At 67.0% G+C, this 16,282-nt stretch carries 11 protein-coding genes; 5 read left to right on the top strand and 6 right to left on the bottom strand.

The genetic code is table 11. The features are described from left to right. Nucleotide 1: 1 nt before the first annotated feature. From ACHL_RS12505 to nudC, 3 genes are all read right to left on the bottom strand, one after another. Entirely contained in the window at nt 2-637 is a 636-nt protein-coding gene (locus ACHL_RS12505) for a M48 metallopeptidase family protein (RefSeq protein ID WP_015937651.1), read from the bottom strand. Beyond that, a complete protein-coding gene (locus ACHL_RS12510; RefSeq protein WP_015937652.1) occupies nt 634-2,787 on the bottom strand; it encodes an ATP-dependent helicase in 2,154 nt (717 codons plus the stop codon). The genes ACHL_RS12505 and ACHL_RS12510 overlap by 4 nt, the downstream gene beginning before the upstream one ends. A gap of 66 nt (nt 2,788-2,853) precedes the next feature. After that, nucleotides 2,854-3,912, bottom strand: a complete 1,059-nt coding sequence (nudC, locus tag ACHL_RS12515) for an NAD(+) diphosphatase (protein ID WP_015937653.1) — start codon at nt 3,910-3,912, stop codon at nt 2,854-2,856. Nucleotides 3,913-4,045: 133 nt separating this feature from the next. Here nudC and ACHL_RS12520 point away from each other — a divergent pair, with 133 nt between their 5' ends. Continuing rightward, the gene (locus ACHL_RS12520; protein WP_015937654.1) at nt 4,046-5,326 is read left to right on the top strand and encodes a macrolide 2'-phosphotransferase; all 1,281 of its coding nucleotides are present in this window, start codon (nt 4,046-4,048) and stop codon (nt 5,324-5,326) included. 30 nt (nt 5,327-5,356) lie between these two features. Here the strand turns inward: ACHL_RS12520 and ACHL_RS12525 are convergent, their stop codons facing one another. The 3 genes from ACHL_RS12525 to ACHL_RS12535 all read right to left on the bottom strand — a co-directional run bounded on the left by ACHL_RS12525 (nt 5,357) and on the right by ACHL_RS12535 (nt 12,617). Beyond that, the gene (locus ACHL_RS12525) at nt 5,357-8,860 is read right to left on the bottom strand and encodes an ATP-dependent helicase (RefSeq protein ID WP_015937655.1); all 3,504 of its coding nucleotides are present in this window, start codon (nt 8,858-8,860) and stop codon (nt 5,357-5,359) included. Beyond that, nucleotides 8,857-12,045, bottom strand: coding sequence for an ATP-dependent helicase (locus ACHL_RS12530; protein ID WP_407681030.1), 3,189 nt, complete (start codon nt 12,043-12,045; stop codon nt 8,857-8,859). The genes ACHL_RS12525 and ACHL_RS12530 overlap by 4 nt, the downstream gene beginning before the upstream one ends. Before the next feature lie 155 nt (nt 12,046-12,200). After that, the gene (locus ACHL_RS12535; RefSeq protein ID WP_015937657.1) at nt 12,201-12,617 is read right to left on the bottom strand and encodes an MGMT family protein; all 417 of its coding nucleotides are present in this window, start codon (nt 12,615-12,617) and stop codon (nt 12,201-12,203) included. A 63-nt stretch (nt 12,618-12,680) separates the two neighbouring features. On the opposite strand from ACHL_RS12535, the gene ACHL_RS12540 reads away from it, so the two are divergent. The 4 genes from ACHL_RS12540 (at nt 12,681) to ACHL_RS12555 (ending at nt 16,164) form a co-directional block, all read left to right on the top strand. Further along, nucleotides 12,681-13,391: a 3'-5' exonuclease gene (locus tag ACHL_RS12540; protein ID WP_015937658.1), complete on the top strand. Its 711-nt coding sequence runs from the start codon at nt 12,681-12,683 to the stop codon at nt 13,389-13,391. Between the two features lie 322 nt (nt 13,392-13,713). Further along, nucleotides 13,714-14,649 carry an ABC transporter substrate-binding protein gene (locus ACHL_RS12545; protein ID WP_015937659.1) on the top strand — a complete coding sequence of 312 codons (936 nt, stop codon included), beginning with the start codon at nt 13,714-13,716 and terminating at the stop codon, nt 14,647-14,649. A gap of 16 nt (nt 14,650-14,665) precedes the next feature. Then, on the top strand, nt 14,666-15,430 hold the full coding sequence (locus ACHL_RS12550) for an amino acid ABC transporter permease (protein ID WP_015937660.1): 765 nt from the start codon (nt 14,666-14,668) through the stop codon (nt 15,428-15,430). Continuing rightward, the gene (locus tag ACHL_RS12555) at nt 15,427-16,164 is read left to right on the top strand and encodes an amino acid ABC transporter ATP-binding protein (RefSeq protein ID WP_015937661.1); all 738 of its coding nucleotides are present in this window, start codon (nt 15,427-15,429) and stop codon (nt 16,162-16,164) included. Before ACHL_RS12550 ends, ACHL_RS12555 begins: the two co-directional genes overlap by 4 nt. Nucleotides 16,165-16,282: the final 118 nt, after the last annotated feature.

Consider the following 16,282-nt stretch of genomic DNA (forward strand, 5'->3'; position numbering starts at 1 on the left):
CCTAGTCGGCGTCCCCCGGCCAGCCTTCGGGCTCCGGGAGGTCGCCGGCTTGGTCGTCGCCGGCTCCGCGGCCGCTTGCCAGACCGCGCGCTGACGCAAAGGACACTCCTTCAAGGAACGCCTTCGCCCGCTGCGTTTCCGGGTACGCCTCGAGCAGCTTCCAGAACGCGGCATTGTGCCCCGCCACGAGGAGGTGCGCGAGTTCGTGGAGCAGGACGTAGTCGATGACCCATTGGGGCATCGGCTTCAGCTTGTCCGAAATCCGGATGGTGCCCTCCGCCGGCGTGGCAGAGCCCCAGCGTGAATTCTGGTTGCTGACCCATCGGACGGAAGCTGGAGTTGACCGTCCGCCCAGGTATTGGGCAGAAAGGTGCGCTGCGTGGGCTGCAAGGGCGGCATCGGAGGCCGGCCGCTTCCTGCCCGCCGCGCTGCGCCGCTCCCCCTGCCGCTGCAGCTTCGCCAGCATGCGCCGGACCCACTCGGTTTCCTGGGCCGGTGTAAACCGCGCAGGGATGGCGACGACGGCAGTGCCGTCCTCCCAGAACGCAGCCACCGTCCGGGTCCGGCGGGACGACCGCCTGACTTCCACCGGGGCGCCGTCGGCCGTGGTCAATACGGCCGGCCCGCCGGACCTCACAGCTCAGCGCTCTCGGCCAGCACCCGCAGGACGTCTTCGCCGTACTTCTCAAGCTTCGATGGACCTACTCCCGCCAGGCCGGCGAGGTCCTCGATTGAAGCGGGCCTCGCTTCGGCGATGGCCGTCAGGGTGGCATCGGTGAACACCACGAAGGCGGGCACGTCGGCGCCGAGCGCTACTTCGCGGCGCCAGCTCCGCAGTGCCTCGAAGGTCTGCTCTTCGTAGCTGGGCGGGCACGCATTGCACCGTCCCACCTTGCGCTCCGCACCGGAGGACAGCATGCTGCCGCAGACCCTGCACACTGCCGGGGCGGCAGCCTTCCGCCGTGGAGCCGGGCCCTTCCCTCGGGTGTTGGACGTTGCCACGGAATTGGGACGGAGCCCGTCAAGGAACCTGGACGGTTTCCGGTTGGCCCGTCCGCCCGGAGTACGCGCCGTGCTCCAGGACAGTGAAAGATTCTCCCGGGCCCGGGTGATGCCGACGTACAGGAGCCGGCGCTCCTCATCCACCGACTCCGGGGAATCGGCGAAGGAAATGGGCATCAGCCCTTCACTGAGGCCCACCAGGAACACCGCGTCCCATTCCAGGCCTTTCGCGGCGTGCAATGACGCCAAGGTGACGCCCTGCACCGTGGGCGCGTGCTGGGCCAGCGAACGTTCCTGGAGTTCGTTGACGAAGTCCGCCAGTCCGAACTCCGGGCCGCGGACCTTGACCAGCTCATCGGCGAGGGCCACCAGCGCCGCCAGGGACTCCCACCGCTCCCGCAGCGCACCGCCGCTGTGCGGGGCGGAGTCCGTGTAGCCGAGCGAGGACACAATATCCCGGACCAGTTGCCCCAGCGGTTCACTTGCACCCTCTTCGCTCACCGCCCTGGTGGCGGCGCGCAACTGGAGGATGGCGTCCCGGACTTCCTTGCGGGCAAAGAACCTCTCGCCGCCGCGGAGCTGGTAGCCGATGCCGGCGGCGGCCAGTGCCTGTTCGTAGGCCTCGGACTGCCCGTTGGTGCGGAAAAGGATGGCTACTTCGCTGGCCGGGGTGCCGGCGTCGAGCAGTGCCTTGATCTTTTGGGCGACGGTGGCCGCTTCGGCTTCGTCGTCCGTGCACTCGGTGAACGTGGGGACCGGGCCGGCGGGCCGCTGGGCCACCAGTTGCAGCGGCGCGGCCCATGCGGCATCCGCTGCCGGACCTCCGCTGCGTCGGCCGGCCAGCAGGTCATTTGCCAGCTTCACCACCTGCGGTGTGGACCGGTAATCGCGGATCAGCTTGACCACGTTGGCCTGCGGGTACCGGGCCTTGAAATCCAGGAGATGCCGGGGTGAGGCGCCGGTGAAGGAGTAGATGGTCTGGCTGGCGTCGCCCACCACGCAAAGTTCATCCCGGCCACCGAGCCACAGCTCCAGCAGCCGCTGCTGCAGGGGCGAGACGTCCTGGTACTCGTCCACCACGAAGTGCCGGTACTGCTCCCGGACAGTGGCAGCCACTTTCTCGTCCTCCTGCAGGATCCCCACGGTGATCAGGAGGACGTCCTCGAAGTCGATGACGTTGCGGTCTGTCTTCACATCCTCGTAGGACTGGAAGACGCGGGCCACGGCGGTCAGGTCGAAGCCGCCCGGGGCGCCCCTGTCCTGGGCATTTTCCAAGTAGTTGGCCGGAGTCAGCATGGAGACTTTCGCCCACTCGATTTCCGAGGCGAGGTCGCGGATGGAAGCCCTGTCCGTGCTGAGCCGCAGCCGGCGTGCCGCTTCCGCGAGGGTCTGTGCCTTGTGCTCCAGGAGGTTCGGCAGCGTACCGCCAACGGCCTGTGGCCAGAAGAACTGCAGCTGGCGCAGCGCCGCCGCATGAAACGTCCGGGCCTGGACGTTGCCTGCCCCAAGGTCCCGGAGCCGGCTTCGCATCTCTGCCGCGGCCCGCGCCGTGAAGGTCACAGCCAGGAGCCGCTGCGGTGTGTAGACGCCGGAGTGGACCCCGTAGGCGATGCGGTGGGTGATGGCCCGGGTCTTTCCGGTCCCGGCACCAGCCAGGACGCACAGGGGTCCGTTCAGGGTGCTGGCCACCTCGCGCTGTTCGGCGTCAAGCCCGCCCAGGATGCGGTCCTCCAGTGAGGCAGCACCGTCCTGCAAAAGTGCTCCGGTGAAATTGTCTGTAGTCACGTCTATTGCTCTGTGTCCCGTTGCTGCTTTGTTCGACTGCCGCGCCCAGTCTTGCGAATATGGATCTCAGGCGTCGGCGAGGTCCCGGATCCGGCCGCCGTACCAGTGTTCAATGAGTGCCCGGGCGATGGAGAGCCTGCTGGAGATGGTGATTTCACCGCTGAGGACGGCGTCCTGGAGTTCCTCCCGGCTGAACCAGCGCGCCCTGGTGACCTCCACGCCGTCGGGCGTTGCCACGGCGTCATCGGTGATGGCGGTAAATCCAAGCATAAGGGAGGCGGGGAAGGGCCACGACTGCGAGCCCAGATACTGGCAGGCTTTTACGCGGACCCCCACCTCCTCGAACAGCTCCCTTACCACGGCTTGTTCCAGCGACTCCCCCGGTTCCACGAAGCCGGCCAAGGTGGAGAAGTTTTTTGCGTCGGCCGGTCCCCCGCCGCCCAGGAGCAGGCGGCCGTCCGGGCCCACCACCGTCACAATGATGGCAGGATCAGTCCTCGGATAGTGCTCGGACGAATCCGCGGGGCAGCGCCGCACCCAGCCTCCGGCCTGCACTTCAGTGGGCGTACCGCACCGCGGACAGTGTGTATGCCCGGCGTGCCAGTTGGCAATGGCACTCGCTTCCACGAAGAGGGCTGTCGCCGTGGGACCAAGGCCGGCCGCCACGTCACGGAACCCGGCCCAGGAAGCCTCTTCGGGAACGCCGGCCGTTCCCGGCTCGACAGCGGCGGGCAGCACGAACAGCAGCAGTTCGGTCCCCGTAGGTAGATCGGCCGCCGGCAATGCGGCCCCCAGGTAGACCACCAGGTCCGGTACGGTGCCCGCTGCGGCCAGTTCCGTGTGTAGTTCGCGGGCGTTGGCAAGGTGCAGGCTGCCACCGCTTACCAGCCCTTGCCTGCCTGCCAAAACAACGGCCACGGTGTCCGGAGCGGCAAGGAGCTCCTCCACCATTCCTGCCTTCATCCGTTCGGCGGAGCCCCTGTCCACCAGGGCGGGCCGCACCGGAAGCAGGGTGTCGCGAAGGTGGTTGGCAGCCAGAAGTCCCGGCCCGTCCGGGGTAACGGCTGGCTGCCCCTGGGCGGGGATCTCCTGGTGGACCGGTGTGGCAGACTCCGCGTGGCTCATGACTCCACCGTACTGACTGGGACTGACATTTGAACATTTTGGCACCGTTGGGTATCCCCCTGTTTTGTACGTATCTGGAGACTCGCCGTTACCGGACCGGCGTCTTGGACGGCGGGCAATCTACCGTGGGACGGTGAGAAGAAAACCGATTGAACTGGCAGCCGTTGCAACCGCGGCAGTCCCCGGACTGACCCCAACGGCAGTTAGCTCCGCTCCGGATGATCCCGCGGACTTCGACTCGGCGCTGCTCCTTGACTCGGAAGGCAAACGCTGGCGCGTCAGGTCACCCCGCCATGCGGAGGCCAGCGCCCGGCTGGAAACGGAATTCCTCGTCCTTCGTGCCTTCGCTCCTGCCATCCGGGCTGAACTGCCGTTCCTCATGCCCACAGTGGCCGGCAGCGTTCGGCTGGGGACCCTGAGCACTTTTGTCTACTCACACCTGGCCGGCAGCACCCGCAGCGTCGAAGACCTCACCGCCGGCCCGGCTCCGCTGGCCCGGGAAATCGGCGTTGCCCTGGCAGCGATCCATGACCTTCCGCGGACTCTGGTCAGCAACGCCGACCTGCCCAGCTACACTCCCAACGAGTTCCGCCAGCGGCGCCTTAATGAGCTGGACCAGGCGGCAACCACCGGCAAGATTCCTTCGGCGCTGCTGCTGCGCTGGGAGCACGCCATGGAAGACGTGTCACTCTGGCGCTTCAACCCCTGCGTGGTGCACGGCGACCTGCATGAGGACAACCTGCTGGTGGAGGGCCAACGCGTCACGGCAGTCACGGGATGGACCGATCTGCGCATTGGCGACCCCGCCGACGATTTCGCGTGGCTGGTGGCTTCCAACGAGCAGGACTTTGTTGACGCCGTCCTCGCCGGCTACACCGCCAGCCGCCGCGACACCCCGGACGCGCACCTGCTGCGCCGGGCAGCCCTGTCTGCGGAGTTCGCCCTCGCCCAGTACCTGGTCAAGGGCATTGCCGCGGGGGACGCAGAAATGGTGGCCGAAGCAGAGGGCATGCTCGAGACGCTGGCGGCCGATATCGCCGAGCACGGCGGCCAACCCATCAGCGTCGAGCCCCAGCCGCCAACCCAGCCAGGGCACACGACTGGCGGGGCGCCGGCAGGTCCCGGTGCCAGCACCGCCCAGGACGCGCCCGACGTCGGCCCGGCTGCGGGTGCGCCCGCCGTCACCGTGGTTCCAGTGCCCGTCAACCCCTCACCATCCGCCGCTACCTTGCCGGCGCAGGCAGCCGTTCACGTGACCAAGATTCCCGTGACGCCTGCCGCGGCGGCAACGGGCGAGGGCGATCCGGCACCCGAACAGGGCAGCGACGCTGCCGGCGCGGACCAGGGCGCCGGCAGGGCAGGCGACGATACCTCCACTGCCGCCCTTTCCGTCATCAGGACCAACGGCCAATAACCGCTCGCTGCCGGGCACGGCAGCGAACGGTTACTGGCTGGCAACAGCGGCGGCCACGATCGCTTCGAGTTCCACTGCTGTTCCAAGATCGTGGGGCCGGACTACCTCATTGTCTGCCACGTAGAAGAACGCTGCCCGGACCGATTCCAGTGGAACGTCCTTGAGCCGCGCCCAGGCAAGCCGGTAGGCGGCGAGTTGCACCGCCCGCGTCTTGAGCCGCGCGCCGGACGGCCGCCGCCCGGTCTTCCAGTCGACCAGGTCCCAGCGTCCGTCGGCGTCACGGAACACGGCATCGATCCGACCCCGCACCACCACGTCACCCACCCGGGTTTCCACAGGCACTTCCACGTAGGCAGGTGCCCGGTGGGCCCACTCCGAAGCCCGGAAGGTCTCCACCATGGCGTCGAGGTCGTAGGCGGCATCGATGTGGTCATCAGACCCAGGGTCCTCGCCGAGATCGAGCATTCCCGCGGAGCCGAAGTAGTCCTCCACCCACGCGTGGAAGGCTGTTCCCTTGCGGGCGGACATCCCCGGTTCACGGGGTACGGGCCGTCGGAGCCTGGCAAGCACGGCCGCCGGGTCCTCTTCCAGATCAACCAGGGTGGAAGCGGAGATATGGGTTGGCAGGTGCACGTCCTGTCCCTGGGACCGGCGTGAACGGCGTAGCAACAGCAGCGCAGCTTCCCTGGCCCATCCGGCTGCCGGGCCGGCAAATCCGGGGGACTTGGCCGGGTCCTGCCGGGTCCGGAAATCGGCCGGCCCCTTGGCCAGCTCGGCCAGCACCCGCTCGGCGGCGGCTTCCATGGATGCCCTGCGCCCTCCGGAGAGACGGAGCCGTTCTCCCGAACGGGGATCAACCGGTCCCTCCAGCGGATCGTAGGGCCAGCCCGCGACTTCCGTTTCCAGCGTCAGAGGGCTGTTTTCCGGCAAAGCTGCCTCATCGAGTGACAAGGGATGCACACCGGCGCGGGCGGGTGATCCGGCCGCCGGCGCTGCCAGGGTTTCCAGCTCGGCAAGGAAGGGTGACATGGTGCTCCGACCCGACCGCGATCCCACCCAGGCAGCGCTGGACACCCACAGGACATGCTTCGCCCGGGTATAGGCCACGTAGGCAAGCCGGCGTTCTTCGGACTCACCATGTGCCTGCACGGCTGCCTTGAAATCCTTTTCCGCATCGATCCAGCCCTTCTGGTCAGGCTGGTCCAGGTCCCACTGCGGAAGGTCGGACCGGTCCCCGCGAAGCGGCCACGGAAGCGCAGCCGTTCCGCTGCTCCAGCGTGAGTCCTTGTCGGTGGGAAAAGCCCCGGCGTTCAGGCCTGGAACGAAGACCGCATCCCATTCCAGTCCCTTGGAGGCGTGGACCGTCAGGAGCTGGACGGCTTCCCTGTTCACGTCCCCGGGCGGCGCCTCGAGGCCGTTTTCCTCAGCAGCCGCTGCTTCGAGCCAGGAAAGGAACGCGAGGATGTCCACCCTGTGGGAGGTGCGCAGGAACCCAGCGGCAGCGTCCTGGAAGGCATCGAGGTTCCGCCGGGCCTGGTGGATGCTGACACCGGGAAGGGCCGCAACTTCGATGTCGAGGAGCATAGCCCGTTCCACTTCACCCAGCAGGGTGGTGAGGTCATCGCCGAGGTAGCCGCGAAGCTGGCGGAGCTCCACGGACAGACGGTGGAGCCTCCCGCGGGCAACCTCCGTCAGGCACCGCCCGGCGGAGGAGGTCCAGCCCTCGCGGGGCAGCCAGTCAAGGGCTTCCACCAGGCTCGCGCCGTCGGTCAGGTCAGACTCCGGGACCGTTCCGTCGTCGTCCCCGGCCTCATCACCCTCCGGACCTGCTGAAAGCTGCCCGCGCCGGCGGGCCAGGTGGCTGGACCAGTCGCGCAGTGCCATCAGGTCTGCCGGACCAATCCGCCAGCGGGCTCCGGCCAGCAGGCGCATCAACGCATCGGATCTGCCGGGGTCCGCCAGGACCCTGAGGGTGGCCACCAGGTCCACCACTTCCGGGGTAACCAGGAGCCCGCCGAGCCCTACAACTTCGTATGCTATGCCACGTGCCTCAAACTGCCGGCGGATGGTTTCCATCTGGGCACGGCGCCGGCAGAGAACGGCGAGCGCCGGGGCCACCGAAGATCCGTCCGGCTTGGTTTCAAAATCAGTGACCCGGTACTTCAGGACATCGTCCGCGAGCGCAGCGGCTTCTTCAGCGTCGCTGGCGAAGCGCCCCAGGACCACCCTGCCCTCAACGGCAAACGGACTGGGCTGCAGCGGCGGCACGGTGGCTGCGGCTGTGGCTGCGCCGCCGGCCGGTCCGCGCTGCGCTTCGGCTTTGGCCAGGGATTCAGACATGACGTTGGCGGCGGCAAGGATCGACTTTCCGTTCCGCCAGGCGGTAGTCAGGTACGACGTGGGGGCCGGCATCCACTGGGCGGAGCCTTCGGCCGGGCCTGTCCGGACCGGAAACTCGCGGACGAAGTGGAACAGCTGCCCTGCCGAGGCGCCCCGGAATCCGTAGATGGATTGGTTGGGATCGCCCACCGCCGTGACGGCGTGACCGCCGCCGAACAGGCGCGAGAACAGGACCAGCTGGGCGTGGGAGGTGTCCTGGAACTCATCAAGCAGCACCACCTTGTACCGCTGCCGCTCCATGTGAGCTGCCAGGGGAACATCGCGGGCCACCCGGGCGGCCAGGGAAACCAGATCCCCGAAGTCCAGCGCCCCCCGTGCCCGTTTGGCATCCGTGTAGCGGCCCACCATGTCCGCCACGCTGGCCCGCGTCCTCAGCAGGCGTGCGATGTCCGCGGCTGCCTGCGGCGGATTCTTCTGCTTCCCGGCCAAGTAGGGCGATGCCTCATAGTCTGCGAGCCGGGCCATCAGCCAGGCCTCCACCTCCTCGGGCTCCTGCAGGTGTTCGGCACATTCGCCGGCCAGCTGGATGACGGCCTTCACGAGGGTGGACTTGGCCGCTCGGAAGTGGCCGTACTCGCCGTCGTACGCCTCGACGACTTCGGTGGCGAGCTGCCATGCCTGCGCCCCGCCCAAAAGGACCACGTCCCGCTCGACACCGAGCCGGAGCCCGTAGTCCGACACGATGCCGCTGGCGAAGGAGTGATAGGTGGAGACCTTGGGCTCAAGGGCGTCGCTGCTGATCATGCCGGCCGGAAACATCGGGGCGCCTGCGCCCCGGGCCGCCACCCGCTGCAACGCCACCAGCTTGGCCCTGATCCTCGATGCGAGCTCACCGGCGGCTTTCCGGGTAAACGTCACACCGAGGACTTCCTCGGGCCGGACCCAGCCGTTGGCCACGAGCCACACCACACGGTCCGCCATGGTGGCCGTTTTGCCCGATCCTGCCCCGGCAATAACGAGCCGCGGCGTCAGCGGCGAGGAGATAATTGCTGACTGCTCCGCGGTGGGGACGTTCTTCTCACCCAGCAGGACCGATAGTTCCTCAGGGCTGAACCGCGCAGGCGGCGGGAAATCACCGTCAGCAGGTTCGGCGGTTGGCCGGCCGTCAGCGGGCACCTGCACATCCTGGCTCATTCGGTCACCTGCCGCCCGCGGGCACAGAGCGGGCAGATTTCCGGGAGCCTGCAGCCGTGTCCGCCGAAGCTTCCCTTGCCGGGGTCGTGCCGGGCCTCGAACGCATTTCCTCCCATGACGGCTGCGGCCTCCTTGACCATGTTGAGCGCCCAGTTGTCCTGCGGGTCCAGCGGTTCCTGTTCCTGGACAGCCGGCGACTTCGCCGTCGTCCCCAACTGGGCCAGGACCGCCCCGCCCGGAAGCGTCTGCCCGGTGTCGCTGCCATCGCCAAAACCGCCGGCCAGGACGGCTGCCTGATAGGCGCCCAACTGTGGGTGGCTGGCTAGTTCGGTTTTACCTGGCTGCCGTTTCCCGGTCTTCAGGTCGACGATAACCAGCCTTCCCTCACCGTCGATTTCCAGCCTGTCCACCTGGCCGCGAAGCACCGCTTCCCGCGGGGATGCGTCATCGAGCAGCACCTCTCCAAGGGCAACGTCAAAGTCCTGTTCCACCCCAAGGAGGCTGCGGCCGCTGCCGCGCATCACCAGTACGTACTGGGCAAGCTTCCGCACCATGGCCTCGGCCCTCTGGTGGTCGAGCCGGCCCTCCCAGTTGTCTTTCATTCCCAGCTGCGGCCAGCGGCGGGCAAGCTCGGCAACATACTCCTGTCCGGAGGCCTCCGGCATGTCCTGGGCGATGGCGTGGACCAGTGTGCCGAGGCTGCGGGCAAAGTCTGTCGCGGCTTCACCGCCGGCTGCCTGGACGAACCAATCCAGCGGCGATTTCTGCACTGATTCGACCTTTGACGGCGAGACGAACACCGTGCTGCCCGGAGGCACCACGGCGTCGGTGGATGTAAGCGGCTGAATCCCCCACCAGCTGTCCGGGTGGGCGCCCGGAACCGGAGGCTCGGCGGCTGCGAGGCCCGCCAGGACCCTCGCCGCCTCCTGCGCCTGGGCGCCCTCCAACTGTGCATGCTGGCGCAACTCGGCGACAAGGGCACGCAGCGTCATGGGCCGTTCCACTGCCGTGAAGCCACGTGCATCCTCACCCGGGGCCAGCGGCGCGGCGTAGTCCAGGAACGACGACGGCTGGTCGTCCTCGGAGGCCACTGCGGTACAGATAAGCAGTTCCTCCGCACGGGAGACTGCCGTGGAAAAGCTCCGGAGTTCGTCATAACGGATGTCGCGCAACCGGCTGAGCGGGTCGCGCTGCAGGGCGTAGGACGTACCGTGCTCAACGGCGTCCGCATAGAGCGTGCTGCCCAGGAGCTCCCCCCGAAGCCTGGTGTTGGGCCAGACCCCTTCCTGCAGGCCTGCGATGAGGACAACTGGCCATTGCCGTCCTGCGGCGCTGGCCGGGGTCATGATTTCGACTGCATCGTCAACCTGCGCGCGGGCGGCGAGCGTGTCCATGGGCAGCTCCTGGTTCAGGAGATACTCCAGGAACTGCTCGGGACCGGCGCCCGGCATCTGGTCCACGTAACGCTCTGCAGTGTGGAACAGGGCCATCATCGCGTCCAGGTCCCTGTCCGCCCGGGCGCCGTGCGGACCCCCGGCCAGGGCGGTTTCAGTCCAGGCCGCGGACAGCCCTGTGGCGCTCCACAGGGCCCACAGCACGGACTCGGCGTTGGCACCCGGCTGGCGGGCTGCTTGCCTTCCTGACTGGATCATCCGGGCCGTGCGGCGCGCGGCACGGCCTTCAATACCGAGGCTCCCCAGCGCACCTGGTTCCAGGAGCGCCTCAACCAGCAGGGAGTCGCTGCCGCGCCCGCCGCCAGCCGTCAGCTCTTCGCGCCGGAGCGATTGCCGAAGCCGCCGGAGTTCAAGCGGGGTGGCCCCACCGATTCTGGAAGTCAGGAGCGACACCGCCGCCTCGGGTGTCAGCAGTGCTGTGTCCAGCGCAATGGCGTAGGCGTCCAATAAGGGCCGGACGGCCACTTCGTCGCGCACCGCCGACTCAGCAACCGGAACCCGGACCGGGATGCCCTGGCCGGACAGGTAGCGCTGCAGTTCGCTGACCTGGCCGCCGTTGCGGACGATGACGGCGACGTCCGTCAGGGACCGGCCCTGGCCGATGTGCTGGTCGAGGATCCGCTGGGCCACGTACCGCAACTCGTGGACGGCCGAGGGCACCAGGTGCGCTTCAACCCTGCCCGGCGCATCGCCGGCGGTCTGCTCCAGTCGGCGCGAAAGCTGGCCGCCGGCCCGCTGGGAGATCCGGCCGGCCACACCGAGCCACGCCTCCGCAACAGCGGGAGCGAGCCGGTGGGCGTGCCACAGTGGCCTTTCGAGCACCGTGGCGTCCGGCGAGAGCAGCCGGGGCAACTCGGCCACAAGATCGGGCCGGGCACCGCGGAACCCCTGGACTACGGTGTCAGGAGACGAGGTGACCAGGCAGTCCTTGCCGGCGGCAATATCTGCCAACAGTTCGTAGACCGCAGGGTTGGCTTCCTGGATGTCATCCACGAGGATCAGCTGCAGCCGTTGCCGCTCCGCGGCGAGGAATTCAGGAGCGTCCTGGAAGATCTGCCGGGCGGCGGTGATGATGCCGGCCGGGTCGAAAGCCTCCGGCATGCGCAGGTCCAGGACATCCCGGTATTCGCTGTAGAGGGCCGCTGCCGCGATCCAGTCCTGCCTGCCACACGCCTTGCCCAGTTCCGCCAGGTCTGCGGGTGTCCGGCCGGACTCGATGATGCGGTCGAAGAGCTGGCGGACTTCCTGACGGAACCCGCGGGTCTCCAAGGCGCCCCCAAGGTCGGCGGGCCAGGGCAGTTCGAGCCCCGGCAGCCGGTGACCTTCCAGGAGCTCTTTGATAATCAGGTCCTGTTCCGGCCCGGAGAGGAGCCGCGGCGGCCTGGCAAGGGGGATGATGCCCTCGGCCTTGGCCCTCCTGATGAGGTCGAACGCGTAGGAGGCCCAGGTCCGCGCGGGAGTGGTGCTGAGGCTTCTGTCCAGGCGCGCGGTGAAGCGGTCGCGGAGGAAGTCCGCGGCCAACCGTGTTGGGGCGAGGATCAGGATTCCCGCGGGGTCAAGGCCGTCCCGGTGGACCCGTTCCACAGCGGACTCGACAAGGACGGTGGTCTTACCGGTGCCTGGGGCTCCCGGAACCAGCACCGGCCCGGAACCGGCCGCGACGTCGACAGCGGCTTGCTGGTCCGGGGTCAGTGCGGGCCGTTCGGCATGGGACCGGCTGGGAGGAAGCAGCCTGAGGGGGCCCGAACCGGAGGACGGACCCTGCGCGGCGCGGCTGCCCGGGGCTTCCCCGCCCGGAATCTCCCGGCCGCCAGGACCTGGACCGGCCGGGTCCTGATAGGCCTCGTATTCGCCGTCAAAGGGCCCTGTAAGTGGGAGTGTTACCGTCACACAGACATCCCATCATCAGCCACTGACAATCTGTGGAGCTCACGCTCCAGCTGCTCTGCCACCGCATCCATCCGGTCAAAATCCTCTTCATCGGGTGCCCAGCGCGCCGCCTGGAGGTCCACCCGCCACCGGCCTTCTCCGGTGCGCTGCCACTCCCGGTAGGCGCCGACCAACGGCGTCCCTTCATCAAGGTAGCGGCGCAGCGCGTCTGCCTCGTGTCCTTCGGGGGCGTGTCCATTGGCTTTCAGGATCCGCCACCACGGGACGCCGCTGCCGTAGTGGCTCATGACCGAACCGATCTGGCGGGGTCCCCCGGAACCCAGCAGCTCCGCGACGTCGCCGTACGATACCGCGGATCCCGCCGGCACCATCCTCACGATAGCGAGGACCGCCTGCACATACTCAATCCGCATTGATCCAATGTAGCCGCAGTGGCGTTCCACGGAATTGTCCGGGGGTCCCTTTAGCGTGGAGGTATGAGCACCTGGAACACCCTCCCCCGCGCCGCTTTTGACCTGGAAACCACCGGCCGCAACTCGCGTGCCGCCCGGATTGTGACCGCATCGGTCACCGTCGTGGACCACAGGGGCGAGGTCATCAGGGAGCACGAGTGGCTGGCCGATCCCGGGGTTGAGATCCCCACCGAAGCAAGCGATGTGCACGGCGTCACCACTGAGCAGGCACGGAAGGACGGCCGTCCCGCGCACGAGGTAACGAGGGAGCTTGCCGCCGTGCTGCAGGAGCTTTTCGATACCGGCGTCCCGGTGATCGCGTTCAACGCCAGCTACGACTTCACGGTCCTGGCGGCGGAGTCCGCCCGGTACGGGGTTCCCCAGCTCACCCGGTTCCCCGTGCTGGATCCCTACATCATGAACAAGCAGGTGGACCGCTACCGTAAAGGCAAACGCACACTGACGGCCCTCTGCGAGGAGTACGGCGTGGTCCTCGACAACGCCCACACGTCCGCAGCCGACGCCCTGGCCACCCTGAAGGTCCTGGACGCGATGGCAGGCAAATTCCCCAAACTGATGATGCCCGCAAGCCAGCTGCATCAGCTGCAGGTGGACTGGGCAGTGACGCAGGCCGCGGATTTCCAGGGGTATCTCCGCAAGACGAAGCCCACGGCCGTCATCGAAGGTGATTGGCCCGTGCTGCCTCCTCAGGACGCTACCGGCGGCGGCTTTTAGGCCCCCGGGTCCTGCTGCGAGGCAAGTCACAGTAGCGCCGCGTAACATTTGGCGTGTCCAGCAGCGCCCATCTGTTCGGCTCTACTCGATTTGAGCGTCCACTCCGCTTCCCGTGCGCTGCTGTCGCCGAATTTCGTATGGATTCTTGGCCCTTCGGCGTCCTAAACTTCGCCCCGCGGCAGTGTTTGCCCAAGGTGAGAGAATTTAGTTTTGCGGTCACCCCTGCCCTGGCCACGCTGGACCAGCACCGGGCAGGTGCCAGGCGCCACCAGCGCAGCCTTGCGGCCCGGTTGACTTAAGACTCAATGAAAGTGACAACCTGATGAAAATCAAAGCGATGAAGTGGCTGACTACCGCTCCTGTTGCCATTGCACTGGCGGTCTCCCTGGCCGCGTGCGGCTCCGGCTCTTCCCAGCCGAGCGGAACGCCTACGGACGCCCTGCAGGGCAGCGACCAGCAGACGCTGGACAAGTACACCACCGCCGATGTCACCCCTGTCGACAAGATCGACAAAACCAAGCTTGGCCTGAACACCGAGGGCAAGCTCGAAGTCGGCACGCTCTCCGACGCCCCGCCCAACATCTTTATCGACCCGTCAGGCAAGTTCACCGGCTACGACAACGAGCTCCTGCGGGCCATCGCCGGCAAGCTGGGCCTCGAGGTCGAGTTCGTGGCTACGGACTTCTCCGCGCTGCTGTCCCAGGTGTCCACCAAGCAGTTCGACGTCGGATCCTCCTCGATCTCCACCACGGACGCCCGCCGCCAGAATGTTGGCTTCACCAACGGCTACGACTTCGGCTTCATGGCTGTTGTCGCCAAGACGGACAGCGACGTCAAGGGCTTCGACGACCTCAAGGGCGACCTCCGCATCGGCGTGGTCCAGGGCACGGTCCAGGACGATTACGTCACCAACACGCTCAAGCTCGAGCCCATCCGTTTCCCTGACTACGCCACGGTCTACGCCAATGTGCGCAACGGCCAGGTCGACGCCTGGGTGGCTCCGTCGCAGCAGGCAACCGGCCAGGTCAAGGAAGGTGACGGCACCGTCATCGCCGAGTCCGTGGTCAACACGCAGAACTTCACGGCTTACGCAGTCGCCAAGGACAACCAGCCCCTGATCGACGCACTGAACTCCGGCCTGGACGCCGTGATTGCCGACGGCACCTGGTCCAAGCTCACCAAGGAGTGGTACCCGGACCGCGAAACGCCGACCGACTGGAAGCCGGGCAGCAAGGCCGCCACGGTTCCCCAGAGCTGATTGAGCCGGGACGTTTATGGATCTCCTCGATCAACTGGCTGACACCTTCTTCAACTGGGAGGAAATGGCCAAGGTCATTCCCTCCCTGCTGTCGGTGGGCCTGCCCAACACCCTGATCCTCGCCGTGGCCTCCGGCATCCTCGGTTCCCTCCTGGGACTGCTGCTGGCCATGATGGGCATTTCGCGGAACGCCGGTGCGCGTTGGGTGGCCCGCATCTACACCGACATTTTCCGTGGCCTCCCGGCCATCCTCGTGATCCTGGTGATCGGTATCGGCCTGAGCCCGATTGCACGAGAAATCACGGGGTCCAGGAACCCCTACCCGTTGGGCATCCTGGCCCTGACCCTGATTGCCGCTGCGTACATCGGCGAAATCTTCCGTTCAGGCATCCAGAGTGTCGAAAAGGGACAGCTTGAGGCATCGAGGGCTCTCGGGTTCAGCTACGGCAGTTCCATGCGACTGGTGGTGGTGCCGCAAGGTATCCGCCGTGTCCTTCCCGCTTTGGTGAACCAGTTCATCTCATTGCTGAAGGATTCTTCGCTGGTGTTCATGCTGGGCCTGGCTGCCTCGGACCGGGAAATTTTCCGGATCGGCAACGACGCCATGGCCAACACGGGCAATCTTTCCCCGCTGGTGGCTGCTGGTGTCCTGTACCTGATCCTGACCGTCCCGCTCACCCACTTCGTCAACTTCATCGATAACCGTCTCCGCACCGGTCGGCCGGAGAAGAAGGAACCCGACGACGCGGCAGCACCTATCGGCAAGGGGGCACAGGCATGACGGAATTTGCTTCCGGAACCCTGACCGGCAAGAACCTGCACCTTTCGTTCGGACACAACCACGTCCTGCGCGGCATCGACCTGCACGTGGAGAAGGGCACCACCGCTTCGGTGATCGGGCCTTCGGGTTCGGGCAAGTCCACCCTGCTGCGGGTCATGAACCGGCTGATCGAGCCGGACCAGGGCGACATCCTGCTGGATGGCCGCTCGGTCCTGAAGGACAACCCGGACGAGCTGCGCCAGCGGATCGGCATGGTGTTCCAGCAGTTCAACCTCTTCCCGCACAAGACGGTGGCGGAGAACGTGACGCTGGCCCTGCGCAAGCTGCGGAAACTGCCCAAGGACCAGGCACGCGCCGAAGCCCTTGAGCAGCTGGACCTGGTGGGCCTCAAGCACAAGGCCGATGTCCGCCCCGCCAACCTTTCCGGCGGCCAGCAGCAGCGCGTCGCGATCGCCCGCGCGCTGGCCATGAAGCCGGAGGTCATGTTCTTCGACGAAGCCACATCGGCTTTGGATCCCGAACTGGTCAAGGGTGTCCTGGCACTGATGACGGACCTGGCCAAGGGCGGCATGACCATGGTGGTGGTGACACACGAGATGGGCTTCTCCCGGAACGTGTCAGACACCGTGACCTTCATGGACGCCGGCGTAGTGGTGGAGTCCGGCCCGCCGGAGCAGATCTTCACGGCTCCAAGCACGGATCGGCTAAAGGGCTTCCTCTCCGACGTCCTCTAGCAACACGAACACAAGAAAATCCCCGGTTGCGCAGCAACCGGGGATTTTCTTTATGCTCAGGGCCGTGCGTCCGAAGCTTGTTCGCAGGACCCCGCCGCAAAGGGAAGGCCCTGCGAAC

The sequence above is a fragment of the Pseudarthrobacter chlorophenolicus A6 genome (genome assembly GCF_000022025.1).
Taxonomy (GTDB): Bacteria; Actinomycetota; Actinomycetes; order Actinomycetales; family Micrococcaceae; genus Arthrobacter; species Arthrobacter chlorophenolicus.

Excerpts from the sequence above, each read along its gene's own strand:
- nudC (WP_015937653.1), bottom strand. The coding sequence starts at position 3,912 with ATGAGCCACGCGGAGTCTGCCACACCGGTCCACCAGGAGATCCCCGCC.
- ACHL_RS12525 (WP_015937655.1), bottom strand. The coding sequence starts at position 8,860 with ATGAGCCAGGATGTGCAGGTGCCCGCTGACGGCCGGCCAACCGCCGAA.
- ACHL_RS12535 (WP_015937657.1), bottom strand. The coding sequence starts at position 12,617 with ATGCGGATTGAGTATGTGCAGGCGGTCCTCGCTATCGTGAGGATGGTG.
- ACHL_RS12540 (WP_015937658.1), top strand. The coding sequence starts at position 12,681 with ATGAGCACCTGGAACACCCTCCCCCGCGCCGCTTTTGACCTGGAAACC.
- ACHL_RS12545 (WP_015937659.1), top strand. The coding sequence starts at position 13,714 with ATGAAAATCAAAGCGATGAAGTGGCTGACTACCGCTCCTGTTGCCATT.
- ACHL_RS12550 (WP_015937660.1), top strand. The coding sequence starts at position 14,666 with ATGGATCTCCTCGATCAACTGGCTGACACCTTCTTCAACTGGGAGGAA.
- ACHL_RS12555 (WP_015937661.1), top strand. The coding sequence starts at position 15,427 with ATGACGGAATTTGCTTCCGGAACCCTGACCGGCAAGAACCTGCACCTT.